Source organism: Rickettsia montanensis str. OSU 85-930, assembly GCF_000284175.1.
Lineage (GTDB): Bacteria > Pseudomonadota > Alphaproteobacteria > Rickettsiales > Rickettsiaceae > Rickettsia > Rickettsia rickettsii.
Map to the genome: position 1 here is coordinate 435,379 of NC_017043.1, position 18,713 is coordinate 454,091.

Sequence of the window (18,713 nt, forward strand, 5' to 3'; positions counted from 1 at the left end):
ACCTTTATAATAATATTCTTGAATCAACTACAAAATCTATGAAAGAATTTCCAAAAAATTATAATTTTACCGAAAATGAACAAAAGTGGCAGCAAATTTGGCAAGAGAGACAAATTTATGCTTATAATCCAAACGTTGCAAAAGAAGAAACCTATGTAATCGATACTCCGCCTCCGACAGTTTCAGGGCAGTTACATATCGGTCATGTTTATAGCTATACGCAAACCGACTTTATTGTACGTTTTCAGCGTATGATGGGTAAAAATATCTTTTATCCTATGGGTTTTGACGATAACGGGCTACCGACCGAGAGACTGGTTGAAAAGCAGAAACAGATCAAAGCTTATAATATGGATCGATCTGAATTTATAAAAATTTGCGAAGAGGTAGTAGAAAGTGAAGAAGAAAAGTTTAGAAGTCTATTTAACCAAATAGCTTTATCGGTTGATTGGAGTTTAGAGTACCAAACTATTAGTCCGTTATCACGAAAAATATCACAAATGTCTTTTCTTGATTTAGTACAAAAAGAGGAAATTTATCGTGCTAATCAACCGATTTTATGGGATCCAGTAGATGGTACAGCTCTTGCCCAAGCCGATATTGAGGATAAGGAAAAAACCTCTTTCATGAATTATATTACGTTTAAAACCGAGCAAGGAGACCCGCTTACTATAGCCACTACCAGACCTGAGTTATTACCGGCTTGCGTAGCCGTATTTTATCACCCTGACGATGAACGTTATAAGCATCTAGCAGGTAAATCAGCTATAACCCCACTGTTTAATGAGAAAGTTCCACTGCTTGCTGACCCTTTAGTACAACAAGATAAAGGTACGGGGCTGGTAATGTGCTGTACGTTTGGTGATCAAACGGATATTACTTGGTGGAAGACGCATAATTTACCTTTAAAAACTATTATCACTAAAAAAGGTACAATAGACTTCCAACATGAAACTTCTATAGATGGATTGAAAATTAAAGAAGCTCGAACAAAAATAATAGATATTTTAAAAGAACAAGAGTTGCTTATTAAACAAGAAGACATCACCCATACCATTAAATGTGCCGAGAGGTCAGGTGCTCCTCTTGAGATACTAACTGTACCGCAATGGTTCGTTAAAACTATATCACATAAAGAAGAATTGCTTAAAAGAGCAAATGAGTTAAATTGGCATCCTAAAAATATGAAGATTCGTTTAGAGAATTGGATTAATGCCATTAGTTGGGATTGGTGTATAAGTAGGCAGCGTTATTTTGGCGTGCCTTTCCCTGTTTGGTACTCTAAAAGAGTAGGTGAGGAAGGAAAAATCTTATATGCCAATGTTACGCAGCTGCCTATCGATCCGTTAAAAGATTTACCTATGGGTTATAGTAAAGAGGAAGTAGAACCTGATTATGACGTAATGGATACTTGGGCAACAAGTTCCGTTTCGCCTCAACTTTCTACTCATGGGATTTCTGACGATTTCGCTGTTAATAAAGATAGGCACGATAAATTATTTCCGATGGATTTAAGACCTCAAGCACATGAAATTATCAGAACTTGGGCGTTCTATACTATTTTAAAAGCTCATTTACACCAAAATACTTTGCCGTGGAAAAACATCATGGTAAGCGGTTGGTGTTTAGCTGAAGATCGAAGTAAAATGTCAAAATCTAAGGGCAGTGTTTTAGTTCCTGAAAAACTGCTAGAACAATATGGTTCCGACGTGATACGTTATTGGTCGGCAAATTCAAAGCTAGGTGCTGATACCGCCTATTCTGAAGACGTTATGAAAAACGGCAAAAGGCTTGTTAACAAGCTATGGAATGCCGCTAAATTTGTTTCTATACATTTTGATAAACTGAAAGGTGAAGATAAAAAAGCGAGTTTGCTCGATATTAAAGAAAAAATCACTAACGAGTTTGATAAATGGATGGTTAATAAGCTAGTGGAATTAGTCAAGCTAGCTACAAATGAGTTACAAAACTACGAATATGCAAATGCTATGCATCTGACGGAAAAATTCTTTTGGGTGGTATTTTGTGATAATTATTTAGAAATAAGCAAAACAAGAAGCTATGATGAGGAAAACAAAAATCCACAAGGACAATATAGTAGCATATTAACTTTATATCATGTTATGCAAACGTTACTGAAACTATTTGCACCTTTCATGCCGCATATTACCGAAGAATTATACCAAATATTATATAGTGAAAATTCTATTCATGTTAAAGGTAGCTGGGTTAATTACAGTGACTTAAATTATGAAATCGATGCAAAAGGAGCAGAAGGGCTGCTTGAAATACTAGATATCGTCAGAAAATTCAAAGCTGAGAAGAATCTATCTATAAAAGCTCCAATAAAATTGCTTGAAGTTAGCGGCATAGTATTATCTGCAGAATTAGCAGAAGATTTAAAAAACGTCACATCGGCAGAAGAAATACAATTTGAGATGAAAGATGATAAAATTAAAGTCAATATTATTCTTTAAAAATATTATAGGTTTAATATTAATTATATTTGCCGGGATATTTTTTTATGCTTATATATTAGAACATGATTGGCGATATGTAACCTTAAGTGATGAACAAGTAAAAAAATACAGGATTAGCGAGAAAAAAGCTATTGCACTTTATCAGTTAATGAAAGACACTCATGAGCTACTTGGTAAGAATAATATTAATTATTGGATAGACAGCGGCACTCTGCTTGGAGCCGTTAGACATCAAGGCATAATTCCTTTTGACGATGATTTAGATATCGGCATTATGCATGAAGACGAAATACGTTTGCAACAAATATTACCGCAATTTGAGCAACTCGGTTATACTGTTTCCTATGAGAGAGCTTATAATATATGCAAAAAAGCTTGTTTAGATATTTTCATTTTTCATAAAGAACAAAACAAATTTATACATACTAATTTAGCGGCTCGAAATAAATATCCGAAGAGTTCATTTTATGATAATGAATTATATCCTTTAAAAAAATATAAATTCGGTAGTATAGAGGTTTACGGTCCCGCTGATCCTATAGGAAATCTAAATAGGCAATATCCAGAATGGGATAAGTATGCAGTGATAGAGCAGCCCCATAGCTTACATTTACCTTTTTTATCGAATATCGAGAAAAAAACTAAATTTATATTAACGCCGGAATTGTTAAAACCGGCTCAGCCTTTTAGCCCTTTAGAGGATAGAATAAGCTTTTAAACAAATTGAGATAAAAAAGTCATAACCGGTTGTTTTATATAGATTAAAAAAATATTATATCAGCATGGAAAATGTAATTTAAGGTTCAAGGTGATAAAATTAAAGTCGACATTATCCTTTAAAAATATTTTACGCTTAATTCTTACTATTTTCGTCGGTATATTGTGTTATGCTTATATATTAGAACATGATTGGCGATATGTAACCTTAAGTGATGAACAAGTAAAAAAATACAGGATTAGCGAGAAAAAAGCTATTGCACTTTATCAGTTAATGAAAGACACTCATGAGCTACTTGGTAAGAATAATATTAATTATTGGATAGACAGCGGCACTCTGCTTGGAGCCGTTAGACATCAAGGCATAATTCCTTTTGACGATGATTTAGATATCGGCATTATGCATGAAGACGAAATACGTTTGCAACAAATATTACCGCAATTTGAACAATTAGGATATCGTGTTAAACATAATGAAATTTATGTAATTTGCGGGGAAAGATGCTTAGATATTTTCGTATTTCATAAAGAAAATGATAAATTTGTTCATTTTAATCAAAGTATGCGTAATAAATATCCAAATGATTTTTTTTATGATTATGAGCTATATCCTTTAAAAAAATATAAATTTGGTAGTATAGAAGTATATGGTCCATCTGAATATAAAGAGAATTTGAATAGACAATATCTAGAATGGGATAAATATGCAATAATATACAGCCCTCATAGCTTACATTTACCTTTTTTATCGAATATCGAGAAAAAAACTAAATTTATATTAACGCCGGAATTGTTAAAGCCGGCTCAACCACTCGGACCGCTAGAAGATAAAGTGAATATAGTCAATCCAACTACATTTAGTGGTATGTGCGAGGATACAGCTTATAATTAAATGTCGAATTGGTAATGACTATTTCGATATAAGCAACGAAATAGTTATATGATTTACACTTGCCTAGATTATCTTTTTTGCAAAAATTCATATCAAACAAGTTGAGATAAGAAAGTAATAGCCGGTACTATCCATAAACCCGGTTTATCAAAGCAAGAGCCCGAAATAGCTTGTTTATTTTGAATTACTTGAAAACTAAACTCAGGTTTAAGTAATTCATGAAAATATTTTAAGCTTAAAGAAACGGTTGAGTCACTTACTTTTGCTTCCACTAAAATCCACGGTTGGTTATCTTTTGTTATTAATAAATCGACTTCACGTTTTTGTTTATCACGAAGATAGTATAAACCAAAATCACCAAGCCCTGTTTCGTTCCAAAAATATACAGCTTTTAAAAGGTGAGAAACTACAAGATTTTCAAATCTCGCTCCTATATCTTTTATTTGCGACCAATCCCAAAGGTAAATTTGGGGCTCTTTGATCAAACTTTTTACAACATTTTTAGACCAAGGTTTGATAGCAAAACAATAATAATGCTTTTCTAGCAAAGAGAGCCATATTCGAGAGCCATCTTCTTATTGTTTGGTCTGCAACTCTAACTTTGTTAGCAAGGTTTGTATAGCTTATTAATGAGCCTGCTTGCTCATTGATAATGCTAACAAGTAATTCTAACGCATAAATATTGTTGATATCCTCAGTATTTCTTACATCTTCTCTAAATAATTGCTCGAATCTTTGATTACTCCATATTCTATGAAATTTAGCAGTTGCTTTTAAATAACTTTCCGCAAATCCTCCAAAATTTATTAAAGCTTCAAATTCATCTATAGTGATATTTTTGGGGCTTTTTATATAATCAATGTAATTATCAAAATTTTTAGCTATTTCAGATACCGATAACGGATGCACGGTTAAACTTATATAACGTCCCATTAGGCTATCGCCGCCTTTTTTATATATATTTAATTTGGCACTACCTGTTATAATAAATTAAATATTTTCTCCGAATTTATCATAAAATCCTTTTACAAGATTTTTCCAATCTTTATATTTATGAATTTCATCTAATATTAAGCACGGTTTCTTATCGGATATAGTAGAAAGTAGATTTTAAAAAAGTTCGGTGTGTTTGTTTAAGATTTTATTTCTATCTTCTAGATAATCCCAATTTAGGTAAATTGAATTAGGATTAGGCTTAATTACTTGTTTTGATATTGTAGTTTTTCCTACTTGCCTTGCTCCGCTTATAAATACAAGCTTACCGTAATTTGTTAGATATTCTTCAACTTGCTTTTTATATAACCTATCCATTATAATATTTCTATAAGTTTATAAAAATATTATAGACTAATATCGAAATGGTCAAGACTATTTCGATATCAGTAACGAAATAGTCTTACTTGTAGTATTGAAATTGAGCATTGCCTAGAAAAAGTTGTTTTATAGTTTAGCCTTCCAATGTCATTCCCACGAAAGCGGGAATGCTTTGTTGCGTGGACCAGTTTCCTAATTGTCATCCCGTGACTTGATCGCGGGATCCAGTTTAAAACATTAAAATTTTAGTATTTTAAGTTGTTTTTTTGGATATCGTGGTCAAGCCACGGCATAACACCAAACGGGTTTTTCGGTCCACACAACAAGACCTGCGCAGGCATGACATAAAACGAGCCATGCAACAACACCTGCAGTAACTCGCAATGACTATATCAACCTTTTCTAGGCAATGCCAAAATAATTAGTACAAATTATGCGGTACTTTAGTATTATTTAACATTAAACTTTGCTTCATTCTATGCCTTATTTATTACCAACTATTATAACTACGCTACTTATTTTATTAGCGCTAATAATTTGGTTTTATGTAAAAACTAAAACCTTAAGGACACAGTTACAATTTTTATCAGAGCAGAATCTAGAAATTAGCAATAACAACCAATTATTAAATCAAGAAAAGATAGGATATTTACAGAAAATTGAGCAATTGAAGTGTAAAATAGAATATCAAGAACAGACTATTAAGGATTCAGAAAAAATAAGAGAAGAGTCATTTTCATCGGCTAAAGCTGCGTTATTTGATTTAGGTCAAGATTTGTCTAAGCAATTAATAGCGATACATAAAATGGAAAACACGGCGGCAAGAGAGCTAGCCGAGAAAAATATCGCTACTGCTTCAGAAAAATTTAATAGTGAGTTTGAGCGGTTAATTACGATGGTGGGAGCATTAAATAAAGATATAGAGCAATCAAAAGGTACGGTTGATTTGATAAAACAGTCTCTGCTTTCTCCGATCGGGGCGGGGCTACTTGCTGAGATTACCCTTGAGAATATCTTAAAATCTTCGGGCTTACGTCCTAATTTAGATTTCATTATGCAATACGGTCTAACTACATCAGATAGCGGAAAGCTAAGACCTGATGCGCTCATTTTTCTTCCTTCCGGTAATTTAATGGTTATTGATTCTAAAGCTTCAAAGTTTCTTGTAGACGAGCAAGATAATGACATGAGTCTTAATAAAACTATGAATTACCATTTAAAATCCTTGGCGAATAAAGACTATGCCGCAAATATTTTAACTAATCTAAACAAAAAGGATCAGAGCTTTAACAATGTTATTACTTTAATGTTTTTGCCGACTGAACAAGCGGTTGAGAAAGTTATTGCAGCCGACCCTGAATTTTTACAAAAAGCTTGGGGCTGTAATATCTTTCCGGTAGGACCTAGCGGACTTATGAATATGCTATCATTTGCAAAATTTCAAATTACCGATCATCGCCGCTCGGAAAATTATAAGGTAATCATTGAAGAAGTGAGAAAGCTATTAAGCTCCATCGGTACTATGGCAGATTATTCTCAAAAGATCGGTAATAACCTGCATAATATGGTTACTAATTACGATAAATTTGCTGCCTCGTTTAATCGTAATTTTATGTCAAGAGTAAAGAATATTCAAAAACTCGGTATTGATTCAGGTAATAAAGCCATGCCGGCTACCTTAGAACGTTATCAAATCGTTTCCTCTAAATCTGAGATTATTGAAGTGGAAGCAGAAAATCCACCACAAATAGCAGAAAAATTATAAATAAATTTTTCTCGTAATAGGTAATTTAAATGTTAAAAAAAACTTTCCATAATTTGTATAACCATATTGTTACTATGTATAAGCATATAAGATTAAAGCTCCTAAAAAAGAAAACAAACATGCTATAAGAGTGAGTTTTATTAATATGTGGCCGGGCTTTACAATAGACGAGCTACCGATGATAAAAGAAATCATTGAAGAAAACGGACGAACAATTGTTATAGATCATAACAATTATGACCTTATTATTGATAGTGTTTTTGGTCAAAGAACTATTAGTAATAAAGATAGTATAAAGATATTTCCGGTGAGTCCGTTAGACCAAAGCTAGAAAATTATGATATATCTATAGGTTTTGATTATATAGATCATCCAAATTATATAAGAATACCTTTATATTATATGTATTGTACTAATGACGTCAGTACTGAATATAAACGCTCAAAATACAATCCGAACAAAACGTATTTTGCTTGTTTCTTAGTCTCTAACGGTATAGAAGATCCTGAAAACGACGGCTGCATAGCAAGAAATCGATTTTTTCATAAATTGTCGCTGTATAAAAAAGTAGTAAGCGACGGTATATTTAAATACTGAATCTACAATTATACCAAAAAAAACTCGTGAATGGTTATCTAAATGTAAATTTGTTATTGCTTTTGAAAATAAAACATATGAGGGGTATGTTACTGAAAAACCTTTTCAAACTTATTTAGCAGGAGCAGTACCTATATATTATGCAGATAAAAGTTATATAAAAGATGTAAACCCTAATGCAGTAATATTTGCTAAAGATTATTCAGAAGAAGATTTATATAATTATATCATTTCTGTTGATAAAGATGATGAAAAATATTATAAGATATATAATAAAGATTGCACCGACTTCAGACAATAATTACATCGCAGTAAAAGAAAAATTAAGAAAAAAATTACCTTTATTAAATAACCTATAATGCGATAAATTAAAAACTATTTTTATAATATCAATTATAATTATTTGTTTATCATTGCTTTTTATATTTTTAAAAACTTATCAAATAGGTTCTGCTCCACTTGAAGAAAAAGATATTAAAATTTTTATAGTAAACCTAGATCGCAACACTGATAGATATAACAATATTAGTAAACAATATTATTGTCGAATCGACAATAATAATTTATTCTATGAAAGGTTTAGTGCAGTAGACGGTTATAATTTATCTATAACAGATGCATGGGGAAAAAGATTTACCGGCTTAGATGTAAAAAATAACCCTGCTCTTTTATCCCTTGATAACGGTTATACTGTACTTTGTCCTTCGGAAAATATAAATTATTATTCCGATAGCAAAATATTAAATCATACTTTAACGGCAGGTGAACTCGGTTGTTATTGTAGCCATAGAGAAATTTGGCTTAAAATGGTTAAAGACAATATACCTTATGCCCTAATAATAGAAGATGATGCTATACTAAATGACGATTTCCATAATAAATTTTTAACAATGCTTAAGCATTTACCTTCTAAAAATAAAGTATTTTATAATATTTACAATAATCCGTATTTAAAGAAGATAGGTCATGGTGGTTACTTTAATACAACTACAGGTTATTTGATACACTTAAAAGCTGCTCAAAAACTTTACTTTAGAGATTGATAATGTAATGTACCAAGCTTTTATGCATAGCGAAGTGCAGTCCTATGTCACCTTGCCTTTTTTAATACATGCAACACTTAATTCTGAAGATTCAATTATATTTGAAATGGGAAGAGCACATTAAATAACGTAAATTTTACAACCTTAATCTAGGTTTTGTGGACATTGCTAAAAAGATTTAATTTTGGCTATTTTTTGCTGCAAAATAGCAAATCAATTAGCAGTGTCCACAAAACCTAAGCATGGTAATGCTTCTGTAGTATCAATATCAATAACTGTATCATCGTTTGTGCCTGAGGCAACCTTATTAAGCCAAGTAAGGGTAGTAGCGGTTTTCTCGGCAATATTCTTGCCTATACTACTAATTACCTTGCCGACATTTAAATCCGATATAGCAGTTGTTAAAACATCTATTAAAGTTGCAAGACTTAAGAATTTTAAATCTTTAATAAACTCAAACATTATTAAAGGTACTATCGCTACGGTCAATCTTGCCACATCATTATAGTAAAACTTTTGAAAAAACACATCATTAGTTAATTTTTCGCTGGTGATATTTTCTATAACTTTATTGCCGCAATATGTTGATACTAATAAAGAAGCAAAACGCATAAATTTCACAGAAGTTGATGCATAAAACATTGGATCTTCATAAAATTCTAATGCTGGATTACGAAAATAAAAACAGATATAATCCAAAATCAGTGTGGCTATTGCCGAACATATAGCAGTACTCTTCCATCCATGATGGATACTAATGTCTGATTCAACATTGTTAAAATCTATATCTTGATTGGTAAGTTTATTATATATTGCCTGAAGTTTTATTTGCGTATTCTTATCTTTTTTGGAATGTTTATATAGTAACTGAAAATATGGTTTAATTTCTTCAGCTGTAAATTTCTTATTCCCAATTAAAGCCGGTACAATTTTATCATGCAAAAATTTAATTAATTTATTTTGCATAAAATTTATAACTTTACTTTGTTCTTCTACTACTCCTGCAACTGTATACCATCGTAAAGCCCGTATATGCAATTATACGATTAATAGTATCATTAGCAAAGCTTGGAGTGTGATCAAATAAAAATTTAACATCTTCAGCATTGTCATTGTTATTTTCTAATGCTTGAAACATATTATTATTAATCTCTTTAGTTTGTCTATTTGACAAGACCGTACCGGGAAAAGATAATAAAATTTGTAGCATCGCAAGGCTAGTGGTCGTAAAGCACATAATTCATACCAAGGATCCTTTGCGTCAATTACATATGAACGTAAAGCAATTACACCCACTATAAAAGAAACATAAGTAATTGCTATTTTACCTGAATGATTACTAACTAAAGCTGATTTTTCGGTTAACCAAGAAGCAATTTTGTGATCTTCATTATACGTATCAGTAGCTTTTTCTATTCTAGTAAGACTTTGCTCTAATGAATTAAGATAATTTGCAAAATTTAAATGAGCTTTTTTTACTATATTAAACTCGTTTTCATAAGAGGAAGACACATTTAAAGTGTTTGTATAAGTAATATTGCTTTAGCTATATAGCGATATAAAAAATACTCTCTCGTCAGAGGATATGCCATAGCATCGATTTCTTTGGCTGCTTTAATCAAGTGTTCAGAATGATCTCGATTATTTAGCTCTTCAAAACAATTGCTCCACTGAGAATGATCAATATTATTATCTTGATACTTTCCGGTAGCAGCTACTTTACTTAACATTGTTTCTAAATATTGAGTATAAATCAAACTTTGATCTAGTGTCGGTAGATCTTTAAAATTTTTATCACAGAACCATATTTTCCATACCTCACCTAAATTAAAACTAGCAAGTGCTGTAGTAGTTTTCCATAATCTTACGCCTAAATTTGATATATCATTATAATATTTTATTATCACTTCTAGTTTATTACTCATAATTTCAATATAAAGTAATATGCTGTGTTAGAGATGTTGAATCGACCAGGAAAAATTCCCTACTGCAGAAGTGATATACTGTGATTTTAATATAGACCTAACACCACAAAGCTGGATAAATAGATTAAATAACATAGATATAGTTATTAATGTATCAGGTGTGTTAACGTCTAGTCATGCTAATAATATTGACAATGTTCATGTCAATGGTCCAAAGGCTCTATTTAAGGCTTGCAACCTTACTAACGTACAAAGAACTATTCATACTTCAGCTCTTGGAATAGATGATGAAAAAAACACTGTTTATGCTTTAACTAAAAAAGCAGCTGAAGAATATTTACAAAAATTAGAAAATATAGACTGAGTAATTTTACAACCGTCTCTTGTTTACGCAAGCGGTTGTTATGGTGGTACCTCGCTATTTAGGGCTCTTGCAACATTACCGTATTTTATTCCTTTAATAGGTGATGGTTTACAACAATTTCAACCTATTCATATTGATGATTTAACGAAAGTAATTATTCACTGTATAGAAAGGGAAGGAAAAATCCACACATTATTAAAAATAGTTGGACCAAACATAGTGACCATGAAGTATATCTTGCTTGGATTTAGAAGATGGCTTGGAGTCAATCCTGGAAGACTAATAAAAATTCCTTTAATATTCATTAAAATAGCAGCTAAATTAGGGGATTTTCTAAAAATAGGACCCATTAAATTCTACTGCGTATAATATGTTACTTCAACCTAATATTGCTGATAAAAAAGATTTTATCGATTTTACTTCTATAATCCCTAGAAACTTGCAACAAGGTTTTGCAACCGCACCTTTAACCGTACGATCCATATGGCACGCTAGGCTTTATTTTTTAAAACCTATAATAAAAATTGTCTTAGGACTATTTTGGATAATGACAGGAATTATTTCAAGCATTTTTGCTTATGATGCTAGTATGCAAATTATAATATCACTAGGATTTGATAAACAAATAGCACCTTACATGTTATATGGAAGCTGCTTTACAGATATTATTCTTGGAATTCTACTAATTATCAAAAATAAAATAAATAGGATATGTAGTTTACAAATTTTATTAATACTAGCTTATACTCTACTATTAACATATCTTAAGCCAATATTGTGGCTAGATCCGCTTGGTCCGATATTTAAAAATATTCCAATAATATTACTTACTTTAGTATTCATGGCGATAGAACGAGATAAATAATGGATTATCTCTTTATAAAAACTATTCATATTACTAGCTCTACCATTTTTGGTACTGGAATTGGTACTGCTTTTTTTATGTGGTGGGCAAATAAAATCGGTGATTTGAATGCAACGGCATATGCAGCTTGCACTACAGTTATTGCTGATCTTCTTTTTACTACTCCAACTGTGATAATTCAACCGGTTAGCGGTATAATATTAGTAAATATGCTTGGCTATAATTATTCTGATTTATGGCTTACCTTAACTTATATCGGGTACATAATCGCCGGTAGTTGTCGGCTTCCGGTGGTATGGATTCAAATTCAACTACGAAATATGGCACTTGAAGCATTAAAACAGCGAATTACCCCTACCGGAAAAATATTATAAATTATTTAAATTATGGTTCTACCTAGGCTGGCCGGCATTTATCAGTTTGAGCATTATTTTTTTCTTAATGGTACTTAAACCGCTATAATACTAGTTTAGGATAAATTTTATACTAAATTAGTATTGTCCCGTGGTCAAGCCGGCGTTGTTGTGTGGATACCAACCCATCATTACGAGCAGTCGTAGGTCTTGTTGCAGGCTCGTTTATGTCATTCCCACGTAGGCGAGAATCCAGTAAAACATATAAAAACTTGTGTTGTATATGTTTACTTTATCGCATGTGTAACTTCTTATATCAATATTGAAGTTATTTTTCTGGATTCCCGCTTTCGCGGGAATGACATAGAGAAGAAATAATATTTACGCCGGTATATCTTCAATAATCGGTTGTTTTTTGTTTGATTTTGTAGAAATGAGAGAGGTCATCATCGGTTCGACTAAGCCGTTAACTACCTCTTTTGTAATAGTAACACGCTGTTTTTTTAGCTCGGCAACTTTATACATACTATCAAGCAAAAGATGCTCAAGTATTGAACGAAGTCCTCTTGCTCCCGTCTTTTTAGCTAGAGCTTTTTCGGCAATAGCTTCTAAGGCTGAATCGTCAATTACAAGCTCAGCATCATCAAGCTCAAATTGTTTCTGATATTGCTTTACTATGGCGTTCTTAGGCTTAGTTAAAATTGTAATTAAAGCTTTTTTGTCTAACTCATCTAAAGTAGTAACGATGGGTAATCTACCGATAAATTCAGGAATTAAACCGAATTTAGTTAAATCCTCAATCTCTAGGGATTTAAGAATCTCACTATTATTTTTCTCTTTATCTATATTTACGTTAGCTGCAAAGCCTATAGAACTATGATTAGTTCTTGAGGTTATCATGCTATCAATCCCCATAAAAGCACCACCGCAAATAAATAAAATATTTGAAGTATCTAACTGTACGAAATCTTGTTGTGGGTGTTTCCTACCGCCTTGAGGAGGCACGGAAGCAACTGTTCCTTCCATAATTTTAAGTAATGCCTGCTGTACTCCTTCACCCGATACATCCCGTGTAATAGAAGGATTCTCCGATTTACGGGCAATTTTATCAACCTCGTCAATATAAATTATACCTTTTTGTGCTTTTGCTATATTAAACTCAGCTGCTATCAATAAACGTAGTAATATATTCTCAACATCTTCACCGACATACCCAGCTTCCGTTAAAGAAGTAGCATCCGCCATAGTAAAAGGTACGTCTAAAATTTTAGCAAGCGTTTGAGCAAGTAAAGTTTTTCCTGAGCCGGTAGGACCAATCAGTAAGATATTCGACTTATTAAGCTCAACGTCATTATTACTGGATTGTACATATCCAAGCCTCTTATAATGGTTATAAACCGCTACTGCTAAAATCTTTTTCGCTTGATCTTGCCCAACTACATAATCATTTAGAATTTCACATATTTTTTGCGGCGTTGGAATTGAAGAAGTAATTTGCTTTAAAGCAACTTTACTTTCTTCTTTCATAATATCTGTACATAAATCTATACATTCATCACAAATAAATACTGCAGGACCTGCTATCAGTTTTTTTACTTCATGTTGTTTTTTACTACAAAACGAACAAATCAATTCTTTTTTATCAGCGTCTACTACCATTAACTTTCTGTTTTATGTTTATTTTAACAATTCTTACTATAATACTCTTGCGTACATATAATAATCTTTATGCTCATTTGCAACTATTTCGTATTTTTTAAGAATTCCTTCCCTAGCAAAACCGCATCTCTCAAGAAGATTAATCGAACGAAAATTATCAGTAATTACTGTTGCTTGTACTCTTATAATACCAATATAATCAGCAAATTTTAAAATATTCTTTATAGATTTCAACATCATACCTTGACCCCAAAAATTAGGATCTAGATCATAACTTATTTCTGCTCTATGATGCTCTAGATTTATTATATTAAAACCAGCAGTACCTATTAATTTATTATCGTCTTTAATGGCAATTCCCCAATAAAAACTTCTATGATTTTTATATAAACTAGACCAATAACGTATTTCTTCTCCAGCTTCTTCTATGTCTTTAGGCCTATTGCTATCAGTTATATAAATAGCCATTTCCGGCTTACTCATATAATTAAAATAATCTTGTGCATCCTCCGCGGCTAACTCTCGTAAAACTATATCGTTTAAATCAAGCACAGGAAAAGGGGCATATAAATGTCCTCTATTTATCATATATACTGACTATTTTTCTTTATAATATAAATATTGCATATTCTCATATTATACAGAAGATTTTTAAATAACGAGTATATATCTATAATTATACATACTTAATCGGGTCTTGTACATTATTCTTTTTAAAAGCATCAAGTCGTGCAATGCATGATAGACATTGACCACAAGATAAACCGTCTTCTGTTGGATCATAACATGATATTGTTTTACTATAATCTACTCCAAGCTCAAGCCCTTTTTTAATTATTTGCTCTTTGGTCATATTTATTAAAGGAGCATGGACAGTAATTTTTTCTCCATTTACTCCTACCCTAGTTGCTAAATTTGCCATTGCTTCAAAAAATTTTATATATTCAGGACGACAATCAGGATAGTTAGTATAATCATTAGTGTGTACCCCAATAAAAATATCTCTAGCTCCTATAACCTCAGCAACTCCTAGTGCGTAGCTTAAAAATATTGTATTACGTGCCGGTACATAAGTAACCGGTATGTCACTTGGTAATTGATCTGTGTTTTTAAATTTTGGTACATCTATATTATCATCAGTCAATGCAGAACCGATAAATGACTGCAAATCAATATTAATAACCCTATGTTGTTTTACATTATAATCTTTAATTAATCCTTGGATTTTTTGGACTTCCGGACCATTGCGTCTATGATAATTAAAACTTAGAGCATAAATTTCATAATCCATTTTGCTAACTATCTCAAGAACCGTAGTAGAATCAGGTCCACCGCTTAATAAAATAACTGCTTTTTTTTTCATTGTTTTACCGATAAAGTTAATTTTTGAGATACTAAAGCATTTAAACTAATTTTTGCTCTAAGTGCTTCAAGTACTAAAGCTCGATGCACACGTTTATCTACTCTAACATTAAACTGTCCGCTATACTCTTTCCTAGACGGAGCTAAGGGAATAGATTGATTATGACTTATGTAACTTTCTTTCATTAAAGTCCAAGCTTGTTGTAATTCTTGCAGTGCTTTTTCAGGCGAATTGCCAAAAGCTGATACATTCGGTGGCTCCTCAAATCTTGCTAGCCAATCTCCATCCGTATCTTTAAAAAGTTCTATAGTAAACCCGTCAAATGTATCATTTGTTTTCATCTTCATTTCCTTTTGCAAAGTTTAAAAATTGTCGAACTTGATATTCTTTTGCCATATTTCCAAAAGTGTGAATAGATAACCTATTTCCTTTGGGCGAGTACCAAATCTGATGGCTACCTTTTTGCCTATCTTTAACCCAATCGCACTTAGTCATTAAAGTACGAATCAGAGAAACTCAATCCTTTAGGATTTTGTTTAGCTTTACTTATAAGTTTTATATACTGATTCATGTTGTAACTATATATAGTTATAATATATAAGTCAAATAATACATGTTAATACAATAAATATTCTTGACTAACTCCTTCTGATAATCTAAATTTACATTGTTAATTTATGGCGGGTGTAGCTCAGTTGGTTAGAGCATCAGGTTGTGGTTCTGAGGGTCGCGGGTTCGAATCCCGTCACTCGCCCCATATTTTGGAATTGTTGTGTGGTTACCAAATCATCATTGCGAAGAAAATTACAAAGTAATTGACGAATTTTATTATTTTTCTGGATTGCCACGTCGCTTCGCTCCTCGCAATGACGATTTGACATCCATGCAACAACGCCTACAGTCGCTCGCAATGACATTTTTTTCTTATGGATATCAAACTTTTATATAGACTAGCTAAATATCTAAGGTTCTATAAAAAAGATTTGATCATCGTTATGATCTCTTTACTTAGCGTATCAGCTTCATTATTACTAATCGGTAGTGTTTTTAGAAATTTAGTTGATAAAGGCTTGAGCAAAGACCATATTTTATCGGTTGATAAATCTATATTATATATTTGTTTATTAATTATCATCTTAAGTATTGCTAGTTTTTTTCGTTCATATTTTATCAATAATGTTGCTGAAAAGGCAGTTAATCAAATAAGAAAAGAAGCTTATAGTAATTTAATTAATTATGAAATTGCAGAGTTTGAAGAACTAAAAATCGGCGATATAATTTCACGCCTAACAAATGATATAGATCAAATATCTACTCTAATCGTTAATTTCTTATCTTTTTTTATTCGCAATTCGGTGATGCTAATTGGCGGCATTACATTAATGTTTTTTGAAAGCTTTAAACTCGCTTCTATAGTAATTATTACCATTCCTATCTTATTAATTCCTTTAATTAAATTCGGCAAGCATGTTAAGGTTTTATCTAAAAAAGCTCTAGAATCTAAGTCACTTTTAGCATCGGATATTGATGAAACCTTTAATAATATTAGAGCTATTTATGCTTTTAACCATCAAATAAACAAAATTGCCGATTTTGACACTAAATTACAAAACTATTTAATATACTGCAAAACCCGTTTAAAAATTCGTGCTTTATTCTTTGCGATTTCAATAGCCGTTATATTTCTTGCGATTACTTTAGTCGTTTGGATCGGAGCTTCAGATATAGTGCAAGGTCATTTATCTGCGGGACAAATTATCTCGTTTATTTATTATGCGATTATCGCCGGAGTTAGCTGTGGCGGTATTTTTGAGCTACTAAGCGAAATGCATTTACCTGTTACAGCCCTTGAGAGAATAATTACAATTATAGATAAGACACCTGTAGCACATAATAATTATTTAGAATTAAATAATTCCAATCCAATCTCAATAGAATTCAAAAATGTCGATTTTACCTATCATTCAAGACCTAATTTAAGGATTATTAATAATATGTCTTTGAAGATAAATGCCAATAAGTTTCTTGGTATTGTAGGTAGATCAGGTGCAGGAAAAAGTACTGTGATGCAGTTACTGCTGCGTTTTTACCGGCAAGAAAACGGCACTATCCTTATTAACAATCAAGATATAACTCTTTTAAATCCTGCTGAAATTCGTAAATTAATTGCCTATGTTCCTCAAGAGGCTAGCATTTTTTCCGGCACTATAAAATCAAATATTATATTCGGTAATAATAAAGCAAGCGACGACGAAATAAATGAGATAATAAAAATTACAGGAATAGAAGAATTTGCTGCTAAACTTCATGACGGTATAAATGCTAAAATCGGTGAAAGAGGGGTTAGATTATCAGGAGGACAGAAACAAAGAATAGCGGTTGCTAGAGCATTACTACGCATGCCGCAAATTTTGCTTCTTGATGAGGCAATGAGTGCTTTAGATACGATGAGCGAACAGAAATTACTAGAGTCTATAAAAAAAATAATGAAAGGGAACATTATTATATCAATTGCCCATCGAATTAGTAGTATAGAATCAGCTGATTATATTTTAGTAATAGATAAAGGAGGAGTAGTCGCTGAAGGATCACATAATGATTTATCTAAAAACTCAGAAATTTATCGAAATATTTGCAGAGAGCAGTTAACAATATAAAGGGGTGTGTCATTCCCACGAAAGTGGGAATCCAGTCAACCTTAATGTCATACCACAACTTGATCGTGGTATCTTAGGGCGTTCTGTGACACAAGAGCCCGTGGTCAAGCCACGGTATGATACTGAACGCTTTTTACTGGATTCCCGCTTTCGCGGGAATGACAATAAAGTATATAATTGATATATTTATTACAATATAAAGTTCCTTAGTATAAAAAAATTTAAATGTTTAATATAATTTAGCTTGAAAGCTGCCGTGGCTTTGTTATAATCGTAATTACAAAACAAAAAAGGTTTACAAAATGAAAAATTTATTAAAGATTTTATTAATTCTAGCTTTCGCAAGCCCAGTGTTTGCTTCATCAATGCAAATGCCTGACCCAGCTTCAATTACAACAACCCAAATACAAGCTATGAGTACTGACGATCAACAAGCTTGGGTTGCTAGTTTAACAGCAGGTCAGTATAATATGTTAAGTCCTGATGTTCAAAAGTGGGTAATGGAGAATACTACCGATACTCAAAAACAAGCTTTAGGAATTAATCAGTAATATTTTAATTAATTTTTTAAATTGATAGGGGACTGTTAACAAAATAATTTTAATTGATAATTAAAAAGAATTTTTAGCGAAAATTAATAAGGTTTTTGAAGGAATAGTTAATCCTATTTCAAAAAAGCCTTATAATTTGCAGTAAAAATAAATTTAATTAGCTTTAAA

At 31.8% G+C, this 18,713-nt stretch carries 23 protein-coding genes, 1 tRNA gene and 2 pseudogenes; 15 read left to right on the plus strand and 11 right to left on the minus strand.

All coding sequences use genetic code 11. The annotated features are described in order from the left end of the window. The first annotated feature begins 38 nt into the window (after positions 1 to 38). The 3 genes from MCI_RS02420 (at position 39) to MCI_RS02430 (ending at position 4,089) form a co-directional block, all read left to right on the plus strand. Entirely contained in the window at positions 39 to 2,477 is a 2,439-nt protein-coding gene (locus MCI_RS02420) for a valine--tRNA ligase (RefSeq protein ID WP_014409517.1), read from the plus strand. Further along, positions 2,446 to 3,198 (plus strand): LicD family protein, encoded by a 753-nt coding sequence (locus MCI_RS02425; protein WP_014409518.1) that lies wholly within the window; start codon positions 2,446 to 2,448, stop codon positions 3,196 to 3,198. Before MCI_RS02420 ends, MCI_RS02425 begins: the two co-directional genes overlap by 32 nt. Positions 3,199 to 3,288: 90 nt before the next feature. After that, positions 3,289 to 4,089, plus strand: coding sequence for a LicD family protein (locus MCI_RS02430; RefSeq protein ID WP_014409519.1), 801 nt, complete (start codon positions 3,289 to 3,291; stop codon positions 4,087 to 4,089). A gap of 92 nt (positions 4,090 to 4,181) precedes the next feature. Here the strand turns inward: MCI_RS02430 and MCI_RS09580 are convergent, their stop codons facing one another. The 3 genes and pseudogenes from MCI_RS09580 to MCI_RS09590 all read right to left on the minus strand — a co-directional run bounded on the left by MCI_RS09580 (position 4,182) and on the right by MCI_RS09590 (position 5,400). Next, the gene (locus tag MCI_RS09580) at positions 4,182 to 4,637 is read right to left on the minus strand and encodes a DUF4143 domain-containing protein (RefSeq protein ID WP_410526313.1); all 456 of its coding nucleotides are present in this window, start codon (positions 4,635 to 4,637) and stop codon (positions 4,182 to 4,184) included. After that, entirely contained in the window at positions 4,591 to 5,022 is a 432-nt protein-coding gene (locus MCI_RS09585) for a hypothetical protein (RefSeq protein ID WP_232202705.1), read from the minus strand. The genes MCI_RS09580 and MCI_RS09585 overlap by 47 nt, the downstream gene beginning before the upstream one ends. Positions 5,023 to 5,079: 57 nt before the next feature. Then, positions 5,080 to 5,400, minus strand: a pseudogene (locus MCI_RS09590) (AAA family ATPase). A 481-nt stretch (positions 5,401 to 5,881) separates the two neighbouring features. On the opposite strand from MCI_RS09590, the gene MCI_RS02445 reads away from it, so the two are divergent. From MCI_RS02445 to MCI_RS02460, 5 genes are all read left to right on the plus strand, one after another. Further along, positions 5,882 to 7,168, plus strand: coding sequence for a DNA recombination protein RmuC (locus MCI_RS02445; RefSeq protein WP_014409520.1), 1,287 nt, complete (start codon positions 5,882 to 5,884; stop codon positions 7,166 to 7,168). Positions 7,169 to 7,298: 130 nt separating this feature from the next. Next, the gene (locus tag MCI_RS08920; RefSeq protein ID WP_232202706.1) at positions 7,299 to 7,499 is read left to right on the plus strand and encodes a hypothetical protein; all 201 of its coding nucleotides are present in this window, start codon (positions 7,299 to 7,301) and stop codon (positions 7,497 to 7,499) included. Positions 7,500 to 7,516: 17 nt separating this feature from the next. Then, a complete protein-coding gene (locus tag MCI_RS09595) occupies positions 7,517 to 7,765 on the plus strand; it encodes a hypothetical protein (protein ID WP_232202749.1) in 249 nt (82 codons plus the stop codon). Between the two features lie 55 nt (positions 7,766 to 7,820). Beyond that, positions 7,821 to 8,066 carry a glycosyltransferase family 10 domain-containing protein gene (locus MCI_RS09600; RefSeq protein ID WP_232202750.1) on the plus strand — a complete coding sequence of 82 codons (246 nt, stop codon included), beginning with the start codon at positions 7,821 to 7,823 and terminating at the stop codon, positions 8,064 to 8,066. 112 nt (positions 8,067 to 8,178) lie between these two features. After that, positions 8,179 to 8,808, plus strand: coding sequence for a glycosyltransferase family 25 protein (locus MCI_RS02460; protein WP_014409521.1), 630 nt, complete (start codon positions 8,179 to 8,181; stop codon positions 8,806 to 8,808). Between the two features lie 213 nt (positions 8,809 to 9,021). Here MCI_RS02460 and MCI_RS09605 read toward each other — a convergent pair whose 3' ends face one another. From MCI_RS09605 to MCI_RS09615, 3 genes are all read right to left on the minus strand, one after another. Beyond that, the gene (locus tag MCI_RS09605) at positions 9,022 to 9,774 is read right to left on the minus strand and encodes a hypothetical protein (RefSeq protein WP_232202707.1); all 753 of its coding nucleotides are present in this window, start codon (positions 9,772 to 9,774) and stop codon (positions 9,022 to 9,024) included. Between the two features lie 156 nt (positions 9,775 to 9,930). After that, a complete protein-coding gene (locus MCI_RS09610; protein WP_232202708.1) occupies positions 9,931 to 10,320 on the minus strand; it encodes a hypothetical protein in 390 nt (129 codons plus the stop codon). Positions 10,321 to 10,322: 2 nt separating this feature from the next. Continuing rightward, positions 10,323 to 10,733 carry a hypothetical protein gene (locus tag MCI_RS09615; protein WP_232202709.1) on the minus strand — a complete coding sequence of 137 codons (411 nt, stop codon included), beginning with the start codon at positions 10,731 to 10,733 and terminating at the stop codon, positions 10,323 to 10,325. 70 nt (positions 10,734 to 10,803) lie between these two features. Between MCI_RS09615 and MCI_RS09620 the strand changes: the two genes are divergently transcribed. The 4 genes and pseudogenes from MCI_RS09620 to MCI_RS10255 all read left to right on the plus strand — a co-directional run. Continuing rightward, positions 10,804 to 11,097: an oxidoreductase protein gene (locus MCI_RS09620; RefSeq protein ID WP_014409522.1), complete on the plus strand. Its 294-nt coding sequence runs from the start codon at positions 10,804 to 10,806 to the stop codon at positions 11,095 to 11,097. Positions 11,098 to 11,467: 370 nt separating this feature from the next. Next, positions 11,468 to 11,962 (plus strand): DoxX-like family protein, encoded by a 495-nt coding sequence (locus MCI_RS08930; protein WP_014409524.1) that lies wholly within the window; start codon positions 11,468 to 11,470, stop codon positions 11,960 to 11,962. Further along, a complete protein-coding gene (locus MCI_RS02495; protein WP_014409525.1) occupies positions 11,962 to 12,336 on the plus strand; it encodes a DUF2269 family protein in 375 nt (124 codons plus the stop codon). The genes MCI_RS08930 and MCI_RS02495 overlap by 1 nt, the downstream gene beginning before the upstream one ends. A 25-nt stretch (positions 12,337 to 12,361) precedes the next feature. Further along, positions 12,362 to 12,424, plus strand: a pseudogene (locus MCI_RS10255) (DUF2269 domain-containing protein); the annotation flags it as partial. A gap of 272 nt (positions 12,425 to 12,696) precedes the next feature. Here the strand turns inward: MCI_RS10255 and clpX are convergent. The 5 genes from clpX to MCI_RS07475 all read right to left on the minus strand — a co-directional run bounded on the left by clpX (position 12,697) and on the right by MCI_RS07475 (position 15,832). After that, positions 12,697 to 13,974, minus strand: a complete 1,278-nt coding sequence (clpX, locus tag MCI_RS02500) for an ATP-dependent Clp protease ATP-binding subunit ClpX (protein WP_014409526.1) — start codon at positions 13,972 to 13,974, stop codon at positions 12,697 to 12,699. Between the two features lie 36 nt (positions 13,975 to 14,010). Further along, entirely contained in the window at positions 14,011 to 14,562 is a 552-nt protein-coding gene (locus MCI_RS02505; RefSeq protein ID WP_014409527.1) for a GNAT family N-acetyltransferase, read from the minus strand. A gap of 88 nt (positions 14,563 to 14,650) precedes the next feature. Beyond that, positions 14,651 to 15,337 carry a 7-cyano-7-deazaguanine synthase QueC gene (queC, locus tag MCI_RS02510; RefSeq protein ID WP_014409528.1) on the minus strand — a complete coding sequence of 229 codons (687 nt, stop codon included), beginning with the start codon at positions 15,335 to 15,337 and terminating at the stop codon, positions 14,651 to 14,653. Beyond that, positions 15,334 to 15,678 (minus strand): type II toxin-antitoxin system HicB family antitoxin, encoded by a 345-nt coding sequence (locus MCI_RS02515; RefSeq protein WP_014409529.1) that lies wholly within the window; start codon positions 15,676 to 15,678, stop codon positions 15,334 to 15,336. Before MCI_RS02515 ends, queC begins: the two co-directional genes overlap by 4 nt. Further along, a complete protein-coding gene (locus tag MCI_RS07475) occupies positions 15,665 to 15,832 on the minus strand; it encodes a type II toxin-antitoxin system HicA family toxin (protein ID WP_014409530.1) in 168 nt (55 codons plus the stop codon). Before MCI_RS07475 ends, MCI_RS02515 begins: the two co-directional genes overlap by 14 nt. A gap of 185 nt (positions 15,833 to 16,017) precedes the next feature. On the opposite strand from MCI_RS07475, the gene MCI_RS02520 reads away from it, so the two are divergent. From MCI_RS02520 to MCI_RS02535, 3 genes are all read left to right on the plus strand, one after another. Beyond that, positions 16,018 to 16,094 (plus strand) — tRNA-His (locus MCI_RS02520). 169 nt (positions 16,095 to 16,263) lie between these two features. Then, positions 16,264 to 17,994, plus strand: coding sequence for an ABC transporter ATP-binding protein (locus tag MCI_RS02530; protein ID WP_041404103.1), 1,731 nt, complete (start codon positions 16,264 to 16,266; stop codon positions 17,992 to 17,994). A gap of 302 nt (positions 17,995 to 18,296) precedes the next feature. Beyond that, positions 18,297 to 18,545: a DUF2673 domain-containing protein gene (locus tag MCI_RS02535; protein WP_014409532.1), complete on the plus strand. Its 249-nt coding sequence runs from the start codon at positions 18,297 to 18,299 to the stop codon at positions 18,543 to 18,545. The last annotated feature ends 168 nt before the right edge of the window (positions 18,546 to 18,713 follow it).